This is a genomic window from Modicisalibacter ilicicola DSM 19980, assembly GCF_900128925.1.
Taxonomy (GTDB): Bacteria; Pseudomonadota; Gammaproteobacteria; order Pseudomonadales; family Halomonadaceae; genus Modicisalibacter; species Modicisalibacter ilicicola.
Window position 1 is genome coordinate 156,805 of the sequence record NZ_FQUJ01000007.1, and the last position, 17,171, is coordinate 173,975.

Sequence of the window (17,171 nt, forward strand, 5' to 3'; positions counted from 1 at the left end):
CCGCCATCGCCGCCCTGCTGGGCATGGCGGTGGCATTCGGTGCCGTGCTGGGCTTTGCCGGGCAGTACTTCAAGGTCGAGGGCGACCCGGTGGTCGAACAGATCGACGCTCTATTACCCCAAACCCAGTGCGGCCAGTGTGGCTATCCCGGCTGCAAACCCTACGCCGAGGCGATCAGCCAGGGCGACGAACTCAACAAGTGCCCGCCGGGTGGCGAGACGACCATCGCCGCCCTGGCCGACCTGCTTGGCCGGGAAGCCAAGCCCCTGGATGGCGAAGCCCAGGACGTGCCCAGGGTCGCCTACATCCGCGAGGAGGAGTGCATCGGCTGCACCAAGTGCATCCAGGCCTGCCCGGTGGATGCCATTTTGGGCGCCGCCAAGCACATGCACACCGTCATTATCGATGAATGCACCGGCTGCGACCTGTGCGTCGAGCCCTGCCCGGTGGATTGCATCGACATGCTGCCCCGATCGGACGAGCCCGAGGATCGCCACTGGCCGCGCCCACCGGGCCCGGGCCGGCGACCGCTTCAGCACATCGACGCGGGGCTGATCGCCAGCGATCGCCAGTCGGTTCGGGAAGATGACAGGGCCTTCCTGCATGGCTGACTTCGATTTTCCCGGCGGCATCCACCCTCCGGGGCGCAAGGCACTCTCCGCAGGCGCCCCGCTGGCACAAGCCCCCCTGCCCCGGCAGGTCATCCTGCCGATGACCCAGCATCTCGGCCTGGCCGCCGAGCCCCTGGTCATTCCCGGTCAGCGCGTGCGCACCGGCGAGGTGATCGCCCGTGCCCAGGGCATGATCTCCGCCCCGGTTCACGCCAGCATCACCGGCATTGTCAGCGCCATCGAGGAACGCCCGGTGCCTCACCCCTCCGCCGCGGTCGGCGAGACGCGAGCCCTGTGCATCGTCATCGACGCTGATTACGCCGACGAGGGCTTCGGCGAGTTGGAACAAAAGGACGAAGGCTTCGGCGAGTTAGAGCGAAAAGACGAGGGCTTCGGCGAGTTAGAACAAAAAGACGACTGGCTTCGGATGCCGCCTCTCGACTGGCGAGCAAGCGACGACGACACCCTGATCGAACGCCTGCACGAGTCCGGCGTGGTGGGGCTCGGCGGCGCCGGCTTTCCCACCGCGGTCAAGGCCCGGGTGCGCCAGCGTCACGAGATCGACACCCTGATCCTCAATGCCGCCGAGTGCGAGCCCTATATCACCGCCGACGATCTGGCCTTGCGTCACTACAGCGCCGACATCCTGGAAGGGGCGCGACTGTTCGCCCGGCTGACGGGTGCCAAGCGGGTGGTGATCGGCATCGAGGATAACAAGCCCGAGGCCATCGAGGCGCTGAACCAGGCGCTGCGGCATGAGTCGTCCGCCGAGGACGTGCCCTTCGAACTGAAGATCCTGCCGACCCGCTACCCCAGCGGGGGCGAAAAACAGCTCGTGCAACTGCTCACCGGTCGCGAAGTGCCCTCCCGCGGCCTGCCGGCGGAGGTCGGCGTGCTCTGCCACAATCCCGGCACCCTGCTCGCCGCCCTGCGCTCGGTACGCGACGGCGAGCCTCTGATCTCGCGCATCGTCACCCTGACCGGCGAGGCACTGGAACGGCCCGGCAACGTCGAGGCCCGGCTCGGCACTCCCCTGCATGAACTGCTGCGCCTGGCGGGCCTGCAGGCCGAACGGCTCTCGCGCCTGATCCAGGGCGGCCCGATGATGGGCTTCACCCTGGAAAGCGACGCCGTGCCGCTGATCAAGACCAGCAATTGCCTGATCGCGGCCACTGCCGAGGAGCTGCCGCCGGTTCCCCGCGAGCAGCCCTGCATCCGCTGTGGCGCCTGCGAAGCCGCGTGCCCCGCCTCGCTGCTCCCTCAGCAGCTCTACTGGTTCGCCAAGGGCGGTGAGCATGCCAAGGCGGAACTCTTCAATCTGTTCGACTGCATCGAGTGCGGCGCCTGTGCCTATGTCTGCCCCAGCCACATCCCTCTGGTGCAGTACTATCGCGCCAGCAAGGGCGAGATTCGCGCTCGAGAGCAGGAGGCACGCAAGGCCGAACGCGCCCGGCATCGCTTCGAGTTTCGCCAGGCACGACTGGCCCGCGAGGAGGCGGAGAAGCAGGCCCGACGCCAGGCACGCAGACAGCGCCCCCAGGCGCCACCGTCCACCGACGACAGCGTACCGGCTGCCCATGCCAGGCCGGCACCCGCAAGCGATGTGGATCGTTCGGCCCAGGTCAGGAAGCTGAAGATCGCCCAGGCCGCCGCCAGGGCGGCGGTCAAGAAGGCCGAGAAGAACCTGGCACGAACCAGCGAGGCCGGACAGTCCGATGCCGCCGAGCTCGATGACCTGGAGACCCAGCTGGCCACCGCCCGGGAAAACCTGCAGGCCACCGAGGCGCGGCTGGCAGCGCTGCAGGGGCATGACCAGGATCAGGCCAGGAATAGCGGCAAGAGCGAGGAGACGCCGTCGTCATGAGCCTGATCCACACCAGTTCGCCGCATGCCCGGGCGACGACCTCCACCGGTCGCGTCATGGGCTGGGTGCTGCTCGCCACCCTGCCGGGTATCGCGACACTGACCGGGTTCTTCGGCTGGGGCGTGCTGATCAACGTGCTCTTCGCCGCCGGCCTCGGTGTGGGACTCGAGGCGCTGGTCCTGCGCCTGCGCGCCCGCCCACCGGGAGTGACGCTGCGCGACAACAGCGCCCTGGTAAGCGGCGTGCTGCTGGGTGTCTCGCTGCCACCTTTCGCCCCCTGGTGGCTGATCCTGATGGGCATGGTGGCGGCCATCGTCGTCGCCAAGCAGCTCTTCGGCGGGCTCGGCCAGAATCCGTTCAATCCGGCCATGGTCGGTTATGCGCTGCTGCTGATCGCCTTTCCGGTCGAGATGACCCGATGGGCCGCCCCGCTCGGGCTGTTCGGGGCCGAGGCCATCGGGCCGGGCGAGGCATGGGGGCACTTCCTGGGGACGGTCGCCCCCTCCGATGCCATGACCGGCGCCACGCCCCTGGATGCCTTCAAGCACAAGGGCGAGACGGTACTCGCCAGCGAATTCTGGGCGGACGAGCCCCTGCCCCCCGGCACCCTGAACGCCTGGCATACCACCGCCCTGGCCTGGCTGGTCGGCGGCGCACTGCTATTGTTCAAGCGCATCATCAGCTGGCACATTCCGGCCAGCCTGCTGGGTGCGCTGCTGGTACTCGCGACCCTCATGTACGCCAGCGATCCCAGTCACCATGGCAGCCCGCTGTTTCACCTGCTCGGCGGCGCGGCGATCTTCGGTGCCTTCTTCATCGCCACCGACCCGGTGAGTGCCGCCACCAGCCGCAAGGGCAAGCTCTACTATGGCGCCGCCATCGGCGTGCTGATCATGCTCATTCGCCAATGGGGCGCCTACCCGGATGCCGTGGCCTTCGCCGTGTTGCTGTTGAACTTCGCCGTGCCCTTCATCGACTACTACACCCGGCCACGCACCTATGGCCATGCCCGCCCCAATCGCGGCATCAAGGTGCGCCAGATCGATGACGACGAGGAAGCGTCATGAGTCCACTGACGCACAGCATCGCGCGCGGCGCCGTGGGACTGGGGCTGTTCGCCATCGTCACCGCCGGCGTGGTGGGCCTGACCCACTCGCTCACCTTCGAGCGCATCGTGGAGAATCGCCTGGCCAGCGAATACCAGGCCCTGGAACAGGTGGTGCCCGCCGCCCTGCATGACAATGATCTGGTCGACGGCGCCATCACACTGCCTGCTGCCGAGATGCTGGGTCATCCGGAGGCCTTCACCGCCTGGCAGGCGCGACAAGATGGCCAAATCAGTGCCATCATCCTGCCGGTGACGACCCGTCAGGGGTACAGCGGCGACATCTCGCTGCTGGCGGGCATCGCCGCCGATGGCACCTTGACCGGGGTGCGGGTGCTGTCCCATCGCGAGACCCCGGGGCTGGGCGACAAGATCGACGTGCGCAAGAGCGACTGGATCGAGCAATTCGCCGGCTTGTCGCTGGGCAACCCACCGCCCGAGCGATGGGCAGTGAAAGAGGATGGCGGCGCCTTCGACGCCTTCACCGGCGCCACCGTCACGCCCCGGGCGGTGGTCGGTGCCGTGCAGCGCAGCCTGGAATACTTCGCCGCCCACCGTGAACGGTTGCTGCAAGCGCCCGAGGAGACGACCGATGAGTCAATTCAATGAGCTGACGCGCAGCGGCCTGTGGTCCAACAATCCGGCGCTGGTACAACTGCTCGGGCTGTGTCCGCTGCTGGCGGTCACCAGCACCGTGGTCAACGCCCTGGGCCTGGGGCTTGCCACCCTGCTGGTCATGATCGGCGCCAACGTCTCGGTCTCGCTGATTCGCCATCACGTGCCGGCGAACGTGCGGCTGCCGGCCTTCGTGATGATCATTGCCGCCTTCGTCACCTGTGCCGAACTGCTGATGCAGGCCTATACCTTCCGGCTCTACCAGATCCTCGGCATCTTCATTCCCCTGATCGTCACCAACTGCGCGATCCTCGGTCGCGCCGACGGCTTCGCGGCGAAGAACCCGCTGCTGCCCGCGGCCACCGACGGGCTGATGATGGGGCTCGGTTTCGCCGCCGTCCTGGTGGTGCTCGGCGCGGTGCGCGAGCTGTTCGGCCAGGGCACCCTGTTCGCCGGAATGGAACTGCTGCTGGGGCCGATGGCCGCCGACTGGCAGATCACCCTGTTTTCCGATTACAGTTTCCTGTTCCTGGTGCTGCCCCCCGGCGCCTTCTTCGCCACCGGCTTGCTGATCGCCGCCAAGAACGTCATCGACGACCGGCTGGAACGCCGCCGTCAGGCCCGGCAGGCGGATCGGCCGAAGGAGAGCCGGCGGGTGCGAGTTACCGGCACGATACGATAGGAACCATTACCGGACAGGCATGAACGCACACAAACGCCAAGCCATCTTCGCCCGCCTGCGGGATCACATGCCCGCCCCGACCACGGAACTGCAGTGGTCCAGCCCGTTCGAGCTGCTCACCGCGGTGCTGCTCTCGGCCCAGGCCACCGACGTGGGGGTCAACAAGGCCTGCGCCCGGCTGTTCCCGGTGGCCAATACCCCCGAGGCGATCCTCGAACTGGGGGTCGAGCGCCTCAAGGAGCACATCAAGACCATCGGCCTCTACAACACCAAGGCCGAGAACCTGATGAAGACCTGCCGCCTGCTGGTCGAGCGTCATGGCGGCGAGGTGCCCCAGACCCGCGCCGAGCTGGAAGCGCTTCCCGGCGTGGGTCGCAAGACCGCCAACGTGATCCTCAACACCGCCTTCGGCCAGCCGACCATCGCCGTGGACACGCACATCTTCCGGGTCTGCAATCGCACCCGCCTGGCCCCCGGCAAGAACGTCGTCGAGGTCGAGCAGAAGCTCCTGCGCCACGTGCCCCGGGAGTTTCGCCAGGATGCCCACCACTGGTTGATCCTGCACGGGCGCTACACCTGCGTGGCGCGCAAGCCGCGCTGCGGCAGCTGCGTGATCGAGGATCTGTGCGAATACCCGGAGAAGACGGAGCCCGCCTGAGAAGCGGGCAAGTTCCTTGGCCGCAGCAGGTGACTCATTCCAGCAGCAGCACATCCACGGAAATCGTATCTCGATAGCGACCCGCGATTGCCCGGGAGACATCACCGATCCTCACTCTCAGCCGGTAAGGCGTGGTCGCGTCCAGGGCACGTCCAGGCGACGGCCGATAGGTCTCTGCCCGGCGAAGATCCAGCAGCTTGTCGTCGAGCCACGCCCGATAGGCAATGTAGGCGTTGCTTGCACTGCCGTGAACATGTCGCAGACGGCCGCGGTTTTCCGAAGTCAGTTGCAGGGCGTATGCACTATTGGATTGCACGAACAGGTAGGCCGACTTTTCTTCCCCCGAGGTCAGGCTGCCAAAATCGAGTCCGGCGCCGTCGGCGGAAGAGAACCCGGTGGTCGAGGAGCCCGAAATGCGGATTCGGGCCTGGGGTCGCACGTCGCTTTTCAGCGTGAGCTCATGGGTATCGATGACCCGGGATCCGTTCATGAGCTGAACCGACACTCGGTCCGAATATGCCCCCGCCCGGGCCGGCTGCCCCGCGGGAATGACCACCGACACGGGGAAACGGGAATCGTCGCCACTGGCGATCGCCCTGCCGGAATAGACATTGACTCCATTCAGACGAAGATCGTTGCCCGAATGTGTCTGGATGCGATAGGTCAGACTCTCGCGCGAGCCCGACAGTCGGTTGCGGTTATGGCTTTCGAAGGTAAAGGCCAGGGTGCAGACCCCGCCACGGCGCACGTGAATATCGAGGGTTTCGACCCGGTCCCAGCGATCGAAGGGGGAATAGTCCATGGCCCCCTTGAGGGTGATCGACTCGATGCGTGCCTCGCAGGCGGCCGAAGAAACGGGGTCGCCCTGGGCCACGCCCTGCAGCACGATCAGCATCGCCATCAGGACGAATCGGTGAAGTCTTTTCATGTCATGCGTCGTCCTTTTCCATCACCAGAAAATTACCGAGCTCGATGTAGCCGCTGGCATCGCTCGACACGCTGAAATGAATCGTGCTCAGGGGCTCGGTGTTGAACCGGGCTTCATAGTCGCCCGGTTCGAGCCCTTGCAGGACGAAACGCCCCTTCCTGTTGGTGAACGTCGACAGGGGTTCGAACGTTCTTCCGTCCGCGGCGTGCAGGGTTCCCGCGATCAGGGAGACGGGGGCATCGTCGGCACCCAGCAGCCTCCCCATGGCGATGATCGAGGCGGCGGAGCCCGCCTGATAGGAGAAGCCGCCCCGGTAGGCAGGAAAGATGCGTTCGTGGACGTCCCCCATGTCATACCCTACCGGCGGGGCCTCGGCCCGCCACAGGAGGTTCTGAATCCTGTAGCTTTCGAGCCCGGGAACCAGCGCGGGACCGAAACCGTCGGCAATCGCCACCGGCCCATCGGAGGTTTCATTGACCAATATGCGTGTCCGGCTCAATGATTCATGACGATCGACGATGGCAAAGGCGTTGGACACGGGGCGTCCCATGGCCAGTTTTCCCTCTGCGGTGGCTATCCCCGTTTCGAACTGCACCCTCGTGAACTGCCCGGTGTTGTCCTCGAAGAGCCCTTCCTGGAGATAGTCGTGGCGGGCCCGTGCGATGAAACGATTACCCCGGTAGGTCACATCGCCCAGCAGGCGGCTGCCCTGGTCGGCGGTCTCGACCCCGATGCTTCCGGAGAGATCTCCGACGACGTTTCTCGGCATGGTCGACCATTCGGTGCGCAGCCGATTGTCGGTATCGGTGTAAGAGCTTCGCCACGTCTGGCTGCTGCCCAACGGCAGTGACACCGAGAGGAAAAGATCGGTCTCCTCGGCTTCCCCATCGATGTATTCCGCTCTGATACTGGTGGTCAGGCGCCCGAAACGCTTGGAAATCGAAAGCCCGACCCCGGTTTCATCCGCGCCGCGCGACGAATGGGCAACGCCCTGCCGGGCGGTGATGCTGCCGTAGGCCGTGTCTCCCAGCTGACTGCTGAGACGAATGAGGTTCTGCCAACGAAAGGTGGCACTCGGCTCGTCCTGGCCCAGGCTCTGGAAGTTTTCCGACGAGTAGATGCTGGCGAGACTCAGCTCCTGAGGGCGCCGGGTCCCGAAAAGATCGAACTCGTAATTCCAGCGCAACGTGCCTGCCCGGCCACTGCCATGCTCCTCGGCCTGGCTGGCGTTGAAGGAGCCGCTGAAGATACCGGTCCTCGTGCCCAGAACGGCTTCTACCCCCCCGACATCGAGCGTCTGGTCGCCTTGGTAATTCGCCCCGAGGGTCAGGTCGGGCGTAATGCCCTGCCGGTAGTAGCCTGACCAGGCGGGCGCATCGTGGTCGTATTCGATTGTCTCGCTGAAATCATCGGCTCTCTGATACCCCGCATTCACGGAAAACTCGCTGATCCCCTCGTCCAGAAGAATGGCGTCCAGGAACAGGGAGTAATTGAAGGTCTGGCGTCTTCCCGCATCATCCTCGACCACGACGCGCACGTCGTTGAGACCGTCGGTGAAGGCAAAGTCGCTGACGTTGTATCGCCCCGGCGAGAGGCGCTGGATGCTCTGGAGGACGTCGTTGACATAGACTTCGACCCGGGAGGGACGCGTTATGGTAAAGGTCTGCTGCCCGGTGGAAGTAACGACGCGAAACGGTTGCAGTGCAGAAAACTGACGCTCGACGGAAAAGCCCAGCAGCGAAGGAGCCCCCTGGAACTCGGCGGACTGATAGAAGATATCCCCTGCCGAGTAGCGAATGGCTCTTTCGACATCGTCGTGAACGAGTCGCGTCTCGCCCCTTTTCCATCGCCTTTCGTCCTCTTCGTCGTAGAACGCGGACCATTCGAGGGCCGTGCCATCGGCACCGAAGGCGCGAACCCCGCCGTCGAGGGAGAGGGTGAGCGGCTGGCGGCCCGAGGGCTCCAGATCGCTGTCGACGTAGTCCTCGACCGCCCTCAGGTTCACGTAGGCGGTCAGCGGATGCCGACCCCTGTCGACATTGGTCAGATCGGGCATGCCCGGGGCGAGGTTGAGCCTCTTCACGACGCGTTGTTCCTGCGTCGGACGCAGGATAACCAGCAACCGTCGAGGGTCGAACTCCATGTCCAGACCTGCCCGTGCAAATTCGGCCATTGAAATCCGATCACCGGACGATGCCGACTCCAGCCGGCGCAGGAACTCGCCCTGAAAATGCTCGACGGCAATGTCGTTCCAGGACGTCCGCTGCACGAAAACCAGCGCATTGTCGGCAATACCGACCGTCAGGTCGCCTATCACCTGCTCATCGATGGATGCAGGCATATCGATAACGTAGTCAGCCCCTGCCTGGGCCAGGGACAAGCCTGGCAAGAGAGCGAAAAGACACATTACCCCTATTGCTGCTTTTTTAATGACCCCTGTCAGCACTTGGCCTCACATTCCTCTGCGCAACGTCTACCTGCACGATGTCTTCTGAAACGAAGAGCTTGTCTTTTTTCAGGTTTATCGACTCTCCCGGTAGGATGGCATCCTTCTTTAGGACTCTGGCCATGTCCGATCCGGGGATCGTCACCTGCTTCTCGCCATTCAATTCGAACAGAAAATCGAGATGCTTCATCAGGGCGTATTGATCCCCCGAATTCTCGATTCTCACCACCTGCATGTCGCCTTTTTCGGTGAGGTAGGCTGCAACCTCCGAACTTCCGCTGCTGCCATAGACATGGACCGGAAGATGGAAGCGTGTCAGCAGCTTCACGTCGTTATCCATGTCGTCATGGTGGGAAATTGCATCCAATTCGACGGGAAGCGTTTCGATCACGAGGAAAAAGGAACGCGACCCATCCGTTGCCCGATCACCGGCCCAGGTCATCGTGACCTGTTGGCTGCCTCCCGGGTCCATGAGCAGCTGGGGGGGCACCAGGCGAAGTTCATCTTCCTTCAGGCCCCGTGTGATGGCTGTATCGTCACTGGCCACCACCCGCTCCAGGACGGAAAGTTCCACCGCCAGCCTGGCCGTTTCGCTACCCTGTATCCTGATATCGATCTGGGCGGGGTCCGCGGCGGGAAGTTCGATCAGCGTCGGCGACACGCCCAGGGCAACGGCAGGCCCCCATCCCAGCAAGCCTGCCGATAGCACGAGACCTGCGAACGCGCCGCGGACACTCGCGCTCATTCGACGAGTCGCACCCCGGGCGTGCCTTTCACTCCAGGCACGACGAAGGTTCTCTTGGCGCCGGGTGTCACCAGCGTACGCCCGGCGATGTTCGCCAGCTCCACGCCGCCGACGTGCTTGCCATCGAAGTCCAGGTCCAGGGAGTTCATGTAGAAGAAGCGCTGTCCCCGATTGGCGATGGTGACTTGCATGCCGTTCCCCTGGGCCCGGGCAGCCAGCAGCACCGGCTCAGGCGCGATGTCGGCCGGCGTCACGTGGACAGAGGCGCCTACCCGAAACAAGGTCTGTACCGACGGGCCCGAGGCTGCCTTCATCTCTACCGGCATCTGCGAGGCAAAAAGCGTGAACGACCGGGACCGGGAGGGTGGCGTTCCCACCCACTGGACCCGCAGTGATTGAGAACTGTCAGGCCCGATGACCGCCTGAGGAGGGAAGACCAGGAAAAGGTTGTCGGCAGGCGTGTACTCCTCCGAGCCGTCTTCCAGGATGGTTCGCTCGAACACCTCGAACTCGATCGGCAGATCGACACTACGAGGATTTCGCACCAGCAGTGTCGTTCCCGCGGTGTCCCTCGGCAACTCGAGTACCGAGACCGTGGGCGTCACGTCGAACGCGCGGGCCGGGGTCAGGACGGCGACGAGCAACAGGATCGCCAGCGAGACGACCATGGCGCAGCGTAGGGTGAAGGACGTTGACCAGCGTGGCATGGATGGCTCCTGCTGTTTCGCCACAGGCCCGGCCACCATCAGGCGACCGGGACCTCGTGACTCAGTTCGGCATGATGAATACCGTCACCGGTTCCTTTCAGTTGGCGGCGACCGAGACGGTGATGTTGTCGCTGTAGTCGCCTGCCACGGTTGCCGCACTGTCGAGCTTGACGCTCAGGCTGCGAGACTGGTCGTTGTTGGCGACGGTGGGCCAGCCGTTCCAGGTCTGGGCGGTGGCCAGGGACACACCGTTGGCGAACGGAGAGCCGGAACCGGATACGATCAGCTGATAGGGAACTTCGCTGTTGTCGCTGACCATCTTGCCGGCGTTGGCGGAGGCGAAGGTCACGGAGGCACTGCCGCCGTAGTTGCAGTTGACGGTCACGGACTCGGCGCCCTGCTTCTCGGTAGACTTCATGTCGAGCGCATCGAAGGGACCGTTGAGATAGGCGGAAATGGCACACTCCTTGGCCAGGGTTCCGTTGAGGGGAACCTCGACGCTGGTGTCTGCCTGGGCGATACCGGCGGTGGTAGCCGCTGCGATGGCTGCTGCGAATGCGATCTTGCGCATGATGATTCTCCACTTGATGGTGTAACTGCTTTTGATGGAAGCCTCTCGGCAGGAGGCTTTTTCCCCTGCTTAGCCATTTCGAGCCCTGCAGAAGTCTGCGGCATGAAGCCATGAAGCAGGCTTCATCCATTCGTCCGACTAGACCCTGTGCGCCAGGAACGGCAACGCCGTTCTCGGCCTCGGCGTCAGGCAAGCCCGGTCGCCTGAGCGGGTCGTGAAGCTCGCGGTGAGGCAAGCGCTGGGTAACGATAAGATAATTTTTGTAAATTTTCGCGCTTAGTTACTTACATTGATACAGCTGTTTTTTTCCATGCGGCAAGCCGATGGACAACAGGAAGCCAAGCCTGCTAGGCCCAGCCAGGAAGGGAGCACCGTGAATCGCCTTTCGAAGACTTTCTTTCCGACCAAAGAGCAATTGCGCGAGGGTATTTGCTGTTGGGAAGGCAGGGTACTGCGCGAGTGGGGGGTTGACGTATTGTCGCAGTGGCGCCGCACGACGAACGCCCGGCGTCATCGCCCAGGATGAGGGCCTAGAATATTAATTTTCATTCAATTAGAAACTTAGCTCTTCCAGGCGATCCGCCAGTGCCTCCAGGGCCTCGATACCCTGTACGTCAGAGGCCAGCAGTGGCAGTCGCGGTCGTGGCAGCGCCGCCAGTTCCTGGTCGATGCGCGCAAGATAGACGCCTTCCTGCTCGCGGCGCCGGCGCAGGAAATCGCCGTCCGCTTCCTCGGGAATGACCCGGTTGACCAGGGCACCGGCGACCGGAATGCCGGCGTCCTGCAACGCCTTCACCGACCGCACGGTCTCGAGGATCGGCAGCCGCTCCGGGGTCAGCACGAACAGGAACTGGCTTTCATCGGCGTTCTTGATGCGCCGCCGCGCTTGATGAAACAACCGGCGACGGCGCTTGAGGGTTTCGGCGATGGAACGCGCCCGCTCGTCCAACTCGCCCATGCCCTCCTCTTCCGGTTCGGCAAACGGCGAGCCGACATCCTGGCCGCTCTTGGGGGTCAGGTGCTTGAGTACCTTGCCCAATTCCTCGGACTTGCGGCTGTGCGCCAACAGGCCATCCGTCCAGGCCGCCATCGCCTCGGGCAGGCTCAGCAGGCGCAGCGTATGGCCGGTGGGCGCGGTGTCGAAGACGATCAGCTCATAGGCGTCGTCGTCCAGCATCAAGCGTGAGAGGCGCTCGAGCAGCGCCGCTTCCTGGGTACCCGGCGACTGCCGCGACAGGCGCATCTGGCGCTCCATCTCGTCCATCATGCGCGGCACGGTGAAGCGCCGCAGCTGGCTGATGACGCCTTGGAGATGGGCCTCGACCTCGGCGTCCGGGTCGATCTCCAGGGCATCCAGATTGGGCAACAGCCGGCGCGGCGCATCGCTCAGCTTGCGGTCGAAGGCATCGCCCAGGCTATGGGCCGGATCGGTGGAGACCACCAGCACGCGACGCCCCCGCCGGGCGGCCAGCACCGCCAGCGATGCCGCCACGGTGGTCTTGCCGACCCCGCCCTTACCGCCTACCCAGAGCAGACGTTTTTCAAGAAGTTCTTTCATGGATCGCCCTATCACGTCATAAACCTTGTTTCAGGAGCGTCGCGAACGAAGGCAAGACAAGGCGGAAGCCATTGAAGAGACGGAGTTTACTGTTGTAAATGAGTACTCTGAAATGGGTTTCAACGCAGTATTGCCGAGTGCAGTAGCTTCTGAGCAAGGTTTTCAGCAGCAGCGAAAATCGTCCAGGGGCGACTTCTCCATCCCCATGCGCCGATGCCAATCATGGAACCGCTCCAGCATCAGCGGTTGCAGCTCCAAGGTGTAATAGGCCACCGGATTGGGCACGCCCATCAGCTCCGAGAACACCATCAGCATGAACAGGTCGTCCTCGTCCCGCTGCGCCCGGGCGATCGCACCGCGGTAGCGCGCCGAATAGAACTCCTCGGCATAGAAGCGGGCCTGGCCGAGCCAGGCCTTGATCCTTGCGCGGCGATCGACGGGGTGCTCGTCGTTTGAATGCTCGCTCATACCCCCTCCTAGCCTTCCGCCTTGGTGGCCGACTCGCGACGCACGCGCTTGAGCGCCGCGGCGCACTCCATGGCGACGAGGATCGAAGCGATCAGCACCACGATATCCAGCACCAGCAGGAAGTAGTTGCCTGCCTCGTAGAAGCTGCGCAGCTGTGTCAACAGTGCCAGTACCGTCATGACCAGCAGGAAGAGCAGCGGCCCCAGGGTGAACCACATGGGGCGGCCCAGGCGCACCAGCATCACGGTGACGACCAGCAGGGTCAGGCCGGCCAGCAGCTGGTTGGTGGTCCCGAACAGCGGCCAGATAAGCAGCCCTCCGGAACCGTCGGCACCGGCGCCGAAGGCGAGTATCAAACAGGACCCCACCGCCAGCAGCGTTGCCATGGCAGGCTTCTTCATCCACTGCTGCTGGTAGATCTCGCCCCACTCCTGGAAGATGTAGCGCTGCAGGCGCAGGCCGGTATCCATGGTGGTGCCGGCGAACAGCGCCGCCATGACCGTCAGCAGGGTGGCGGCCGTCGTCTCGGGCAGCCCGAGGCCGTTGCTGATGATGTAGGCGCCGCCTTCGACGAAGGCGTTCACCCCGCCCTTGCCGAAGGCATCGTACATGGCGCTCCAGTCCGTCAGGCTGGCGAACCCGGCGGTAGCGGCAAGAATCGCGCCCAGGGCCAGCATGCCCTCGCCCACGGCGCCGAAGTAGCCGACCAGGCGCGCATCGGTCTCCTTGTCGAGCTGCTTGGAGGAAGTGCCGCCGGCCACCAGCCCATGAAATCCCGAGATGGCGCCGCAGGCGATGGTCACGAACAGCAAGGGAATGATCGAGGGCGTCCCCGCCGGCACGTTGTCGTTGATCATCGGCGCGACCATGGCAGGATTGAGAATCACCAGGGCGCCATAGAGGATGATCAGGCCGATGAAGAGCTGCAGTCCATTGATGTAGTCCCGGGGCTGCAGCAACACCCACACCGGCAACAAGGAGGCAATCGCCGCGTAGCCGAACAGGATCAGGATCCATATCGCATTGCCGGGCAGACCGGCGACCTGATCGGGCATCTGCAGCGGCATGGATGGCCCGATGATGATCAGGCCATAGAGCGCCACCACGCCGATCAGCGAGACCAGCGCCAGGCCGATGATGCGGCGATAGATGAGCTGGCCGATGACCAGCGCCACCGCGATCGCCCCCCAGACCGGTACCACGGCGCTGGGAAACCTCATCAGCAATCCGGCGATGACCACACCGAAGACGGCATTGACCATCAACAGCACCAGGAAGATGACGACCATGAAAAGGCTGCGGGCGCGCTTGCCGACCACGTCGCCGGTCAGGGCTCCTACGGATTTGGCCCGATTGCGCACACTGGCCCAGAGCGCTCCGGTATCGTGCACCCCGGCGAAGAAGATGGTACCGAACACCACCCAGAGGAAGGCCGGCAGCCAGCCCCAGATCACCGCGATGGCGGGGCCGACGATGGGTGCAGCCCCCGCTACCGAGGTGAAATGATGCCCCCAGAGCACGTAGCGGTTGGTGGGCACGAAATCGATACCATCCTCGAATTCGTGAGCGGGAGTCCGGAACTTCGAATCCAGGCGAAAGACCTTTTCGGCGATGAACTTCGAGTAGAGAAAATAGGCCAGGGCCATGCCGCCCAGGCCCAGAAACAGGATGACGATAGCACTCATGGCGTGAACTCCCTAGGTATGTCGTTGTTCTCCTAAACGTTTTGCACCTATTAGACTCAGGGTAGTCAAACAAGCCCGATCGCAACAGCGATCATGACCGGGTATCGCCACATGCTGCACGCCTTGAAATACCTGCTGTTGCCGCCGCTGATCAATATGCTGCTGATCGTGTCGGGGCTGGTGCTGTGGAAAACCAGTCGGGGGGTCGGAATCACGCTGGTGGCACTGGGCATGGCATCGCTGCTGGCCCTGTCCTTGCCCTGGGTCAGCTATTGGCTGCGCAAGGGCCTTGAGCCCTACGAGCCGCCTGCACCGTCAGCGCTGCAGGACGCGCAGGCGATCGTGATACTCGGTGGTGGCCGGGATTTTGGAACGCCGGAATTCGGCTGGGGGGATGCGCCCAACAACGCCACCTGGCGGCGTCTGGGCTATGGTGCCTGGCTTGCTCGCGAGACAAACCTGCCGCTACTGGTGAGTGGCGGCCGCGGTCATGACGAGGCCCTTGCCGAAGCCACGCTCATGGCACGGGCGCTCGAGCAGGCCTTCGGTCTGGATGTGCGCTGGGTCGAGACACGCAGTCGCAGCACGGCGGAAAACGCCGAGTTCAGCGCCACGATCCTCGAACGGGAAGGCCTCGACACGGTGCTGCTGGTTTCCCAGGCCTGGCATCTGCCTCGCGCGATACCCGAATTCGAGCAGACCGGGCTTCGGGTGATCCCCGCCCCGACGGAATATGCCAGCCGCCCGCCGAACGGGCCGATCGCCTGGATACCCCGAGCCTATCACCTGCGCCAGAGCACCCAGGCACTGCACGAATGGCTGGGGCGCGGTGCCCATGCACTCGGCGAGCGCAAGCCGGAGTGATTCAACCGCGCCGGTAAACGACCCGGTAGTCGCCCTGGCCGCAGTTGCCGACGATCTCGACCTTGCCCGGCTGGTCGCGATTCCGCGCAACGATCTCCTTCGCCCTTTTGGTGGGCACCACCTTGACCGTATAGTCGACCACATCGTTGGCACTTATCTTGCGGTCGATCTCCGCCTGCAGCATCTTGCATGCCTGAGGCATCTCCTCGATCTCCTCCCGCTCCTGGCGCCGATCGCTTGACGCCACGCGCTTCGCGTTCTCCATCGGCGCGACTCTCATCTGCTGCCGAGAGGCATCCTCGGGTGCCGACATGCCTGGTGTCGCCGCCTTGTAGGTCGAACGGACCCTGTCTGGCGACTCGTCATCGGACGACGAAGACTGAGCCCATGACGGCGATGCCAGCGCCAGCATCACCAGCGCCATTGTCAGGCGTGCGTTCTTGCCGATCATCGTTTTCGCCTCTCTTCTGCCCGCTCTTGAATCGCTCATGGCCATCACTCCGAGAGATTGAATTCTCCGCCCTTGTCGACGGCACGTTGATAGGCCGGGCGCTCGCGCATGCGTTCGAGGCATGCCTTCAGATGGGGTCTGCCTTCCAGCCCCTCGCGCTGCTCGACCGCCAGCAGCGGAAAGCTCATCTGGATGTCGGCGGCGGTGAACCGTTCGCCGGCGAACCAGGTCGACTTGCCTAGAATGGCCTCCCAGAAATCCAGGTGCTGGCGAATCTGGGGCTCCAGAAACTTGCGCTTCACGCCAGTGGCAAACAGGTTCCCCAAAGGGCGCATGAGCGCCGGTACCGGTGGCTTGCCCAGGCGCGAGAACACCAGCTTCATCACCAGCAGTGGCATGGCGGAGCCTTCGGCGTAATGCAGCCAGTACCGATAATGGCGATGCTCGGCACTGCCCGGCTCAGGCAGCAACTGGCACCGCGTGTCGTACCCCTCGATCAGGTAATCGATGATCGCGCCGGACTCGGCGACGACGACGTCACCGTCGGTGATCACCGGCGACTTGCCCAGGGGGTGCACCTTCTTCAATGCCGGCGGTGCCAGCATGGTCTCGGGATCCCGGGCGTATTCGACAATCCGGTACTCGAGACCCAGTTCCTCGAGCAACCATAGCACCCGCTGCGACCGGGAATTCTCCAGGTGGTGGACGTCGATCATCTCGTTCTCCAAGGGCGTCAACCCGACTTCCGTGTTTTCCCTCGAACGACGACCAAAGCCGCCTTTCTGGGTCGATCGGCCCCCGCTAAACTGCACGAAAGAGATACAGCAGAGAGGGCCGCCAAATGCCTACGGTACTCGTTGTCGACGACGAACCCAACATCGTGCTGTCCCTTGAGTTCCTGATGCAGCGCGCCGGCTTCGATGTGGTGACCGCCGAAGACGGCGAGCAGGCGCTCGCCATCGTCGCCGACCGGGCACCGGACCTGGTGCTGCTGGATATCAGCCTGCCAGGCATCAGCGGCTTCGATGTGCTCGAACGCTTGCGGGCGGATGCGGCCCACAAGCGACTGCCGATCATCATGCTCACTGCCCATGGTCGCGAGGTGGAACGCGAGAAGGGCCTGGCCCTGGGCGCCGACGACTACATCACAAAGCCCTTTTCCACTCAGGCCCTGGTCGACAAGGTCAAGGGTCTGCTCGACGAGGGGCGTTGA

General features: G+C 64.0%; 18 protein-coding genes. 8 read left to right on the forward strand and 10 right to left on the reverse strand.

Features of this window, described 5'->3' with window-relative positions; all coding sequences use genetic code 11:
• Positions 1-23: 23 nt before the first annotated feature.
• Genes rsxB through nth form a run of 6 tightly spaced genes read left to right on the forward strand, consistent with a single transcriptional unit; the run spans position 24 to position 5,535 of the window.
• Positions 24-611 carry an electron transport complex subunit RsxB gene (gene rsxB, locus BUA41_RS09625; protein ID WP_245791894.1) on the forward strand — a complete coding sequence of 196 codons (588 nt, stop codon included), beginning with the start codon at positions 24-26 and terminating at the stop codon, positions 609-611.
• Positions 604-2,475 (forward strand): electron transport complex subunit RsxC, encoded by a 1,872-nt coding sequence (gene rsxC / locus BUA41_RS09630; RefSeq protein ID WP_072822182.1) that lies wholly within the window; start codon positions 604-606, stop codon positions 2,473-2,475. The genes rsxB and rsxC overlap by 8 nt, the downstream gene beginning before the upstream one ends.
• Positions 2,472-3,542: an RnfABCDGE type electron transport complex subunit D gene (locus tag BUA41_RS09635; RefSeq protein WP_072822184.1), complete on the forward strand. Its 1,071-nt coding sequence runs from the start codon at positions 2,472-2,474 to the stop codon at positions 3,540-3,542. Before rsxC ends, BUA41_RS09635 begins: the two co-directional genes overlap by 4 nt.
• Positions 3,539-4,189: an electron transport complex subunit RsxG gene (gene rsxG / locus BUA41_RS09640; protein WP_072822186.1), complete on the forward strand. Its 651-nt coding sequence runs from the start codon at positions 3,539-3,541 to the stop codon at positions 4,187-4,189. Before BUA41_RS09635 ends, rsxG begins: the two co-directional genes overlap by 4 nt.
• Positions 4,173-4,877, forward strand: a complete 705-nt coding sequence (locus BUA41_RS09645) for an electron transport complex subunit E (RefSeq protein WP_072822188.1) — start codon at positions 4,173-4,175, stop codon at positions 4,875-4,877. The genes rsxG and BUA41_RS09645 overlap by 17 nt, the downstream gene beginning before the upstream one ends.
• A gap of 19 nt (positions 4,878-4,896) precedes the next feature.
• Entirely contained in the window at positions 4,897-5,535 is a 639-nt protein-coding gene (gene nth / locus BUA41_RS09650; protein ID WP_072822190.1) for an endonuclease III, read from the forward strand.
• 34 nt (positions 5,536-5,569) lie between these two features.
• Here the strand turns inward: nth and BUA41_RS09655 are convergent, their stop codons facing one another.
• From BUA41_RS09655 to BUA41_RS09690, 8 genes are all read right to left on the reverse strand, one after another.
• On the reverse strand, positions 5,570-6,463 hold the full coding sequence (locus tag BUA41_RS09655) for a Csu type fimbrial protein (RefSeq protein ID WP_072822192.1): 894 nt from the start codon (positions 6,461-6,463) through the stop codon (positions 5,570-5,572).
• Position 6,464: 1 nt separating this feature from the next.
• Complete coding sequence (locus BUA41_RS09660) at positions 6,465-8,804, reverse strand: fimbria/pilus outer membrane usher protein (protein WP_072822194.1); 2,340 nt, start codon at positions 8,802-8,804, stop codon at positions 6,465-6,467.
• Between the two features lie 85 nt (positions 8,805-8,889).
• Complete coding sequence (locus BUA41_RS09665; protein ID WP_072822196.1) at positions 8,890-9,654, reverse strand: fimbrial biogenesis chaperone; 765 nt, start codon at positions 9,652-9,654, stop codon at positions 8,890-8,892.
• Positions 9,651-10,361: a fimbria/pilus periplasmic chaperone gene (locus tag BUA41_RS09670; RefSeq protein WP_072822198.1), complete on the reverse strand. Its 711-nt coding sequence runs from the start codon at positions 10,359-10,361 to the stop codon at positions 9,651-9,653. Before BUA41_RS09670 ends, BUA41_RS09665 begins: the two co-directional genes overlap by 4 nt.
• A gap of 97 nt (positions 10,362-10,458) precedes the next feature.
• Positions 10,459-10,932, reverse strand: coding sequence for a spore coat protein U domain-containing protein (locus BUA41_RS09675; RefSeq protein WP_072822200.1), 474 nt, complete (start codon positions 10,930-10,932; stop codon positions 10,459-10,461).
• 553 nt (positions 10,933-11,485) lie between these two features.
• Positions 11,486-12,490 carry an ArsA family ATPase gene (locus tag BUA41_RS09680; protein ID WP_072822202.1) on the reverse strand — a complete coding sequence of 335 codons (1,005 nt, stop codon included), beginning with the start codon at positions 12,488-12,490 and terminating at the stop codon, positions 11,486-11,488.
• A gap of 162 nt (positions 12,491-12,652) precedes the next feature.
• Positions 12,653-12,958: a cory-CC-star protein gene (locus tag BUA41_RS09685; protein ID WP_072822204.1), complete on the reverse strand. Its 306-nt coding sequence runs from the start codon at positions 12,956-12,958 to the stop codon at positions 12,653-12,655.
• Positions 12,959-12,966: 8 nt separating this feature from the next.
• On the reverse strand, positions 12,967-14,643 hold the full coding sequence (locus tag BUA41_RS09690; RefSeq protein ID WP_072822206.1) for a carbon starvation CstA family protein: 1,677 nt from the start codon (positions 14,641-14,643) through the stop codon (positions 12,967-12,969).
• A 93-nt stretch (positions 14,644-14,736) separates the two neighbouring features.
• Here BUA41_RS09690 and BUA41_RS09695 point away from each other — a divergent pair, with 93 nt between their 5' ends.
• Positions 14,737-15,507 (forward strand): YdcF family protein, encoded by a 771-nt coding sequence (locus tag BUA41_RS09695; RefSeq protein WP_245791892.1) that lies wholly within the window; start codon positions 14,737-14,739, stop codon positions 15,505-15,507.
• Position 15,508: 1 nt separating this feature from the next.
• On the opposite strand, the gene BUA41_RS09700 is transcribed toward BUA41_RS09695, so the two are convergent.
• Positions 15,509-15,958, reverse strand: coding sequence for a DUF1161 domain-containing protein (locus BUA41_RS09700; protein ID WP_072822210.1), 450 nt, complete (start codon positions 15,956-15,958; stop codon positions 15,509-15,511).
• Positions 15,959-16,002: 44 nt separating this feature from the next.
• The gene (locus BUA41_RS09705) at positions 16,003-16,674 is read right to left on the reverse strand and encodes a glutathione S-transferase (RefSeq protein WP_072822317.1); all 672 of its coding nucleotides are present in this window, start codon (positions 16,672-16,674) and stop codon (positions 16,003-16,005) included.
• A 125-nt stretch (positions 16,675-16,799) separates the two neighbouring features.
• On the opposite strand from BUA41_RS09705, the gene BUA41_RS09710 reads away from it, so the two are divergent.
• Positions 16,800-17,171, forward strand: coding sequence for a response regulator transcription factor (locus BUA41_RS09710; protein ID WP_072822212.1), 372 nt, complete (start codon positions 16,800-16,802; stop codon positions 17,169-17,171).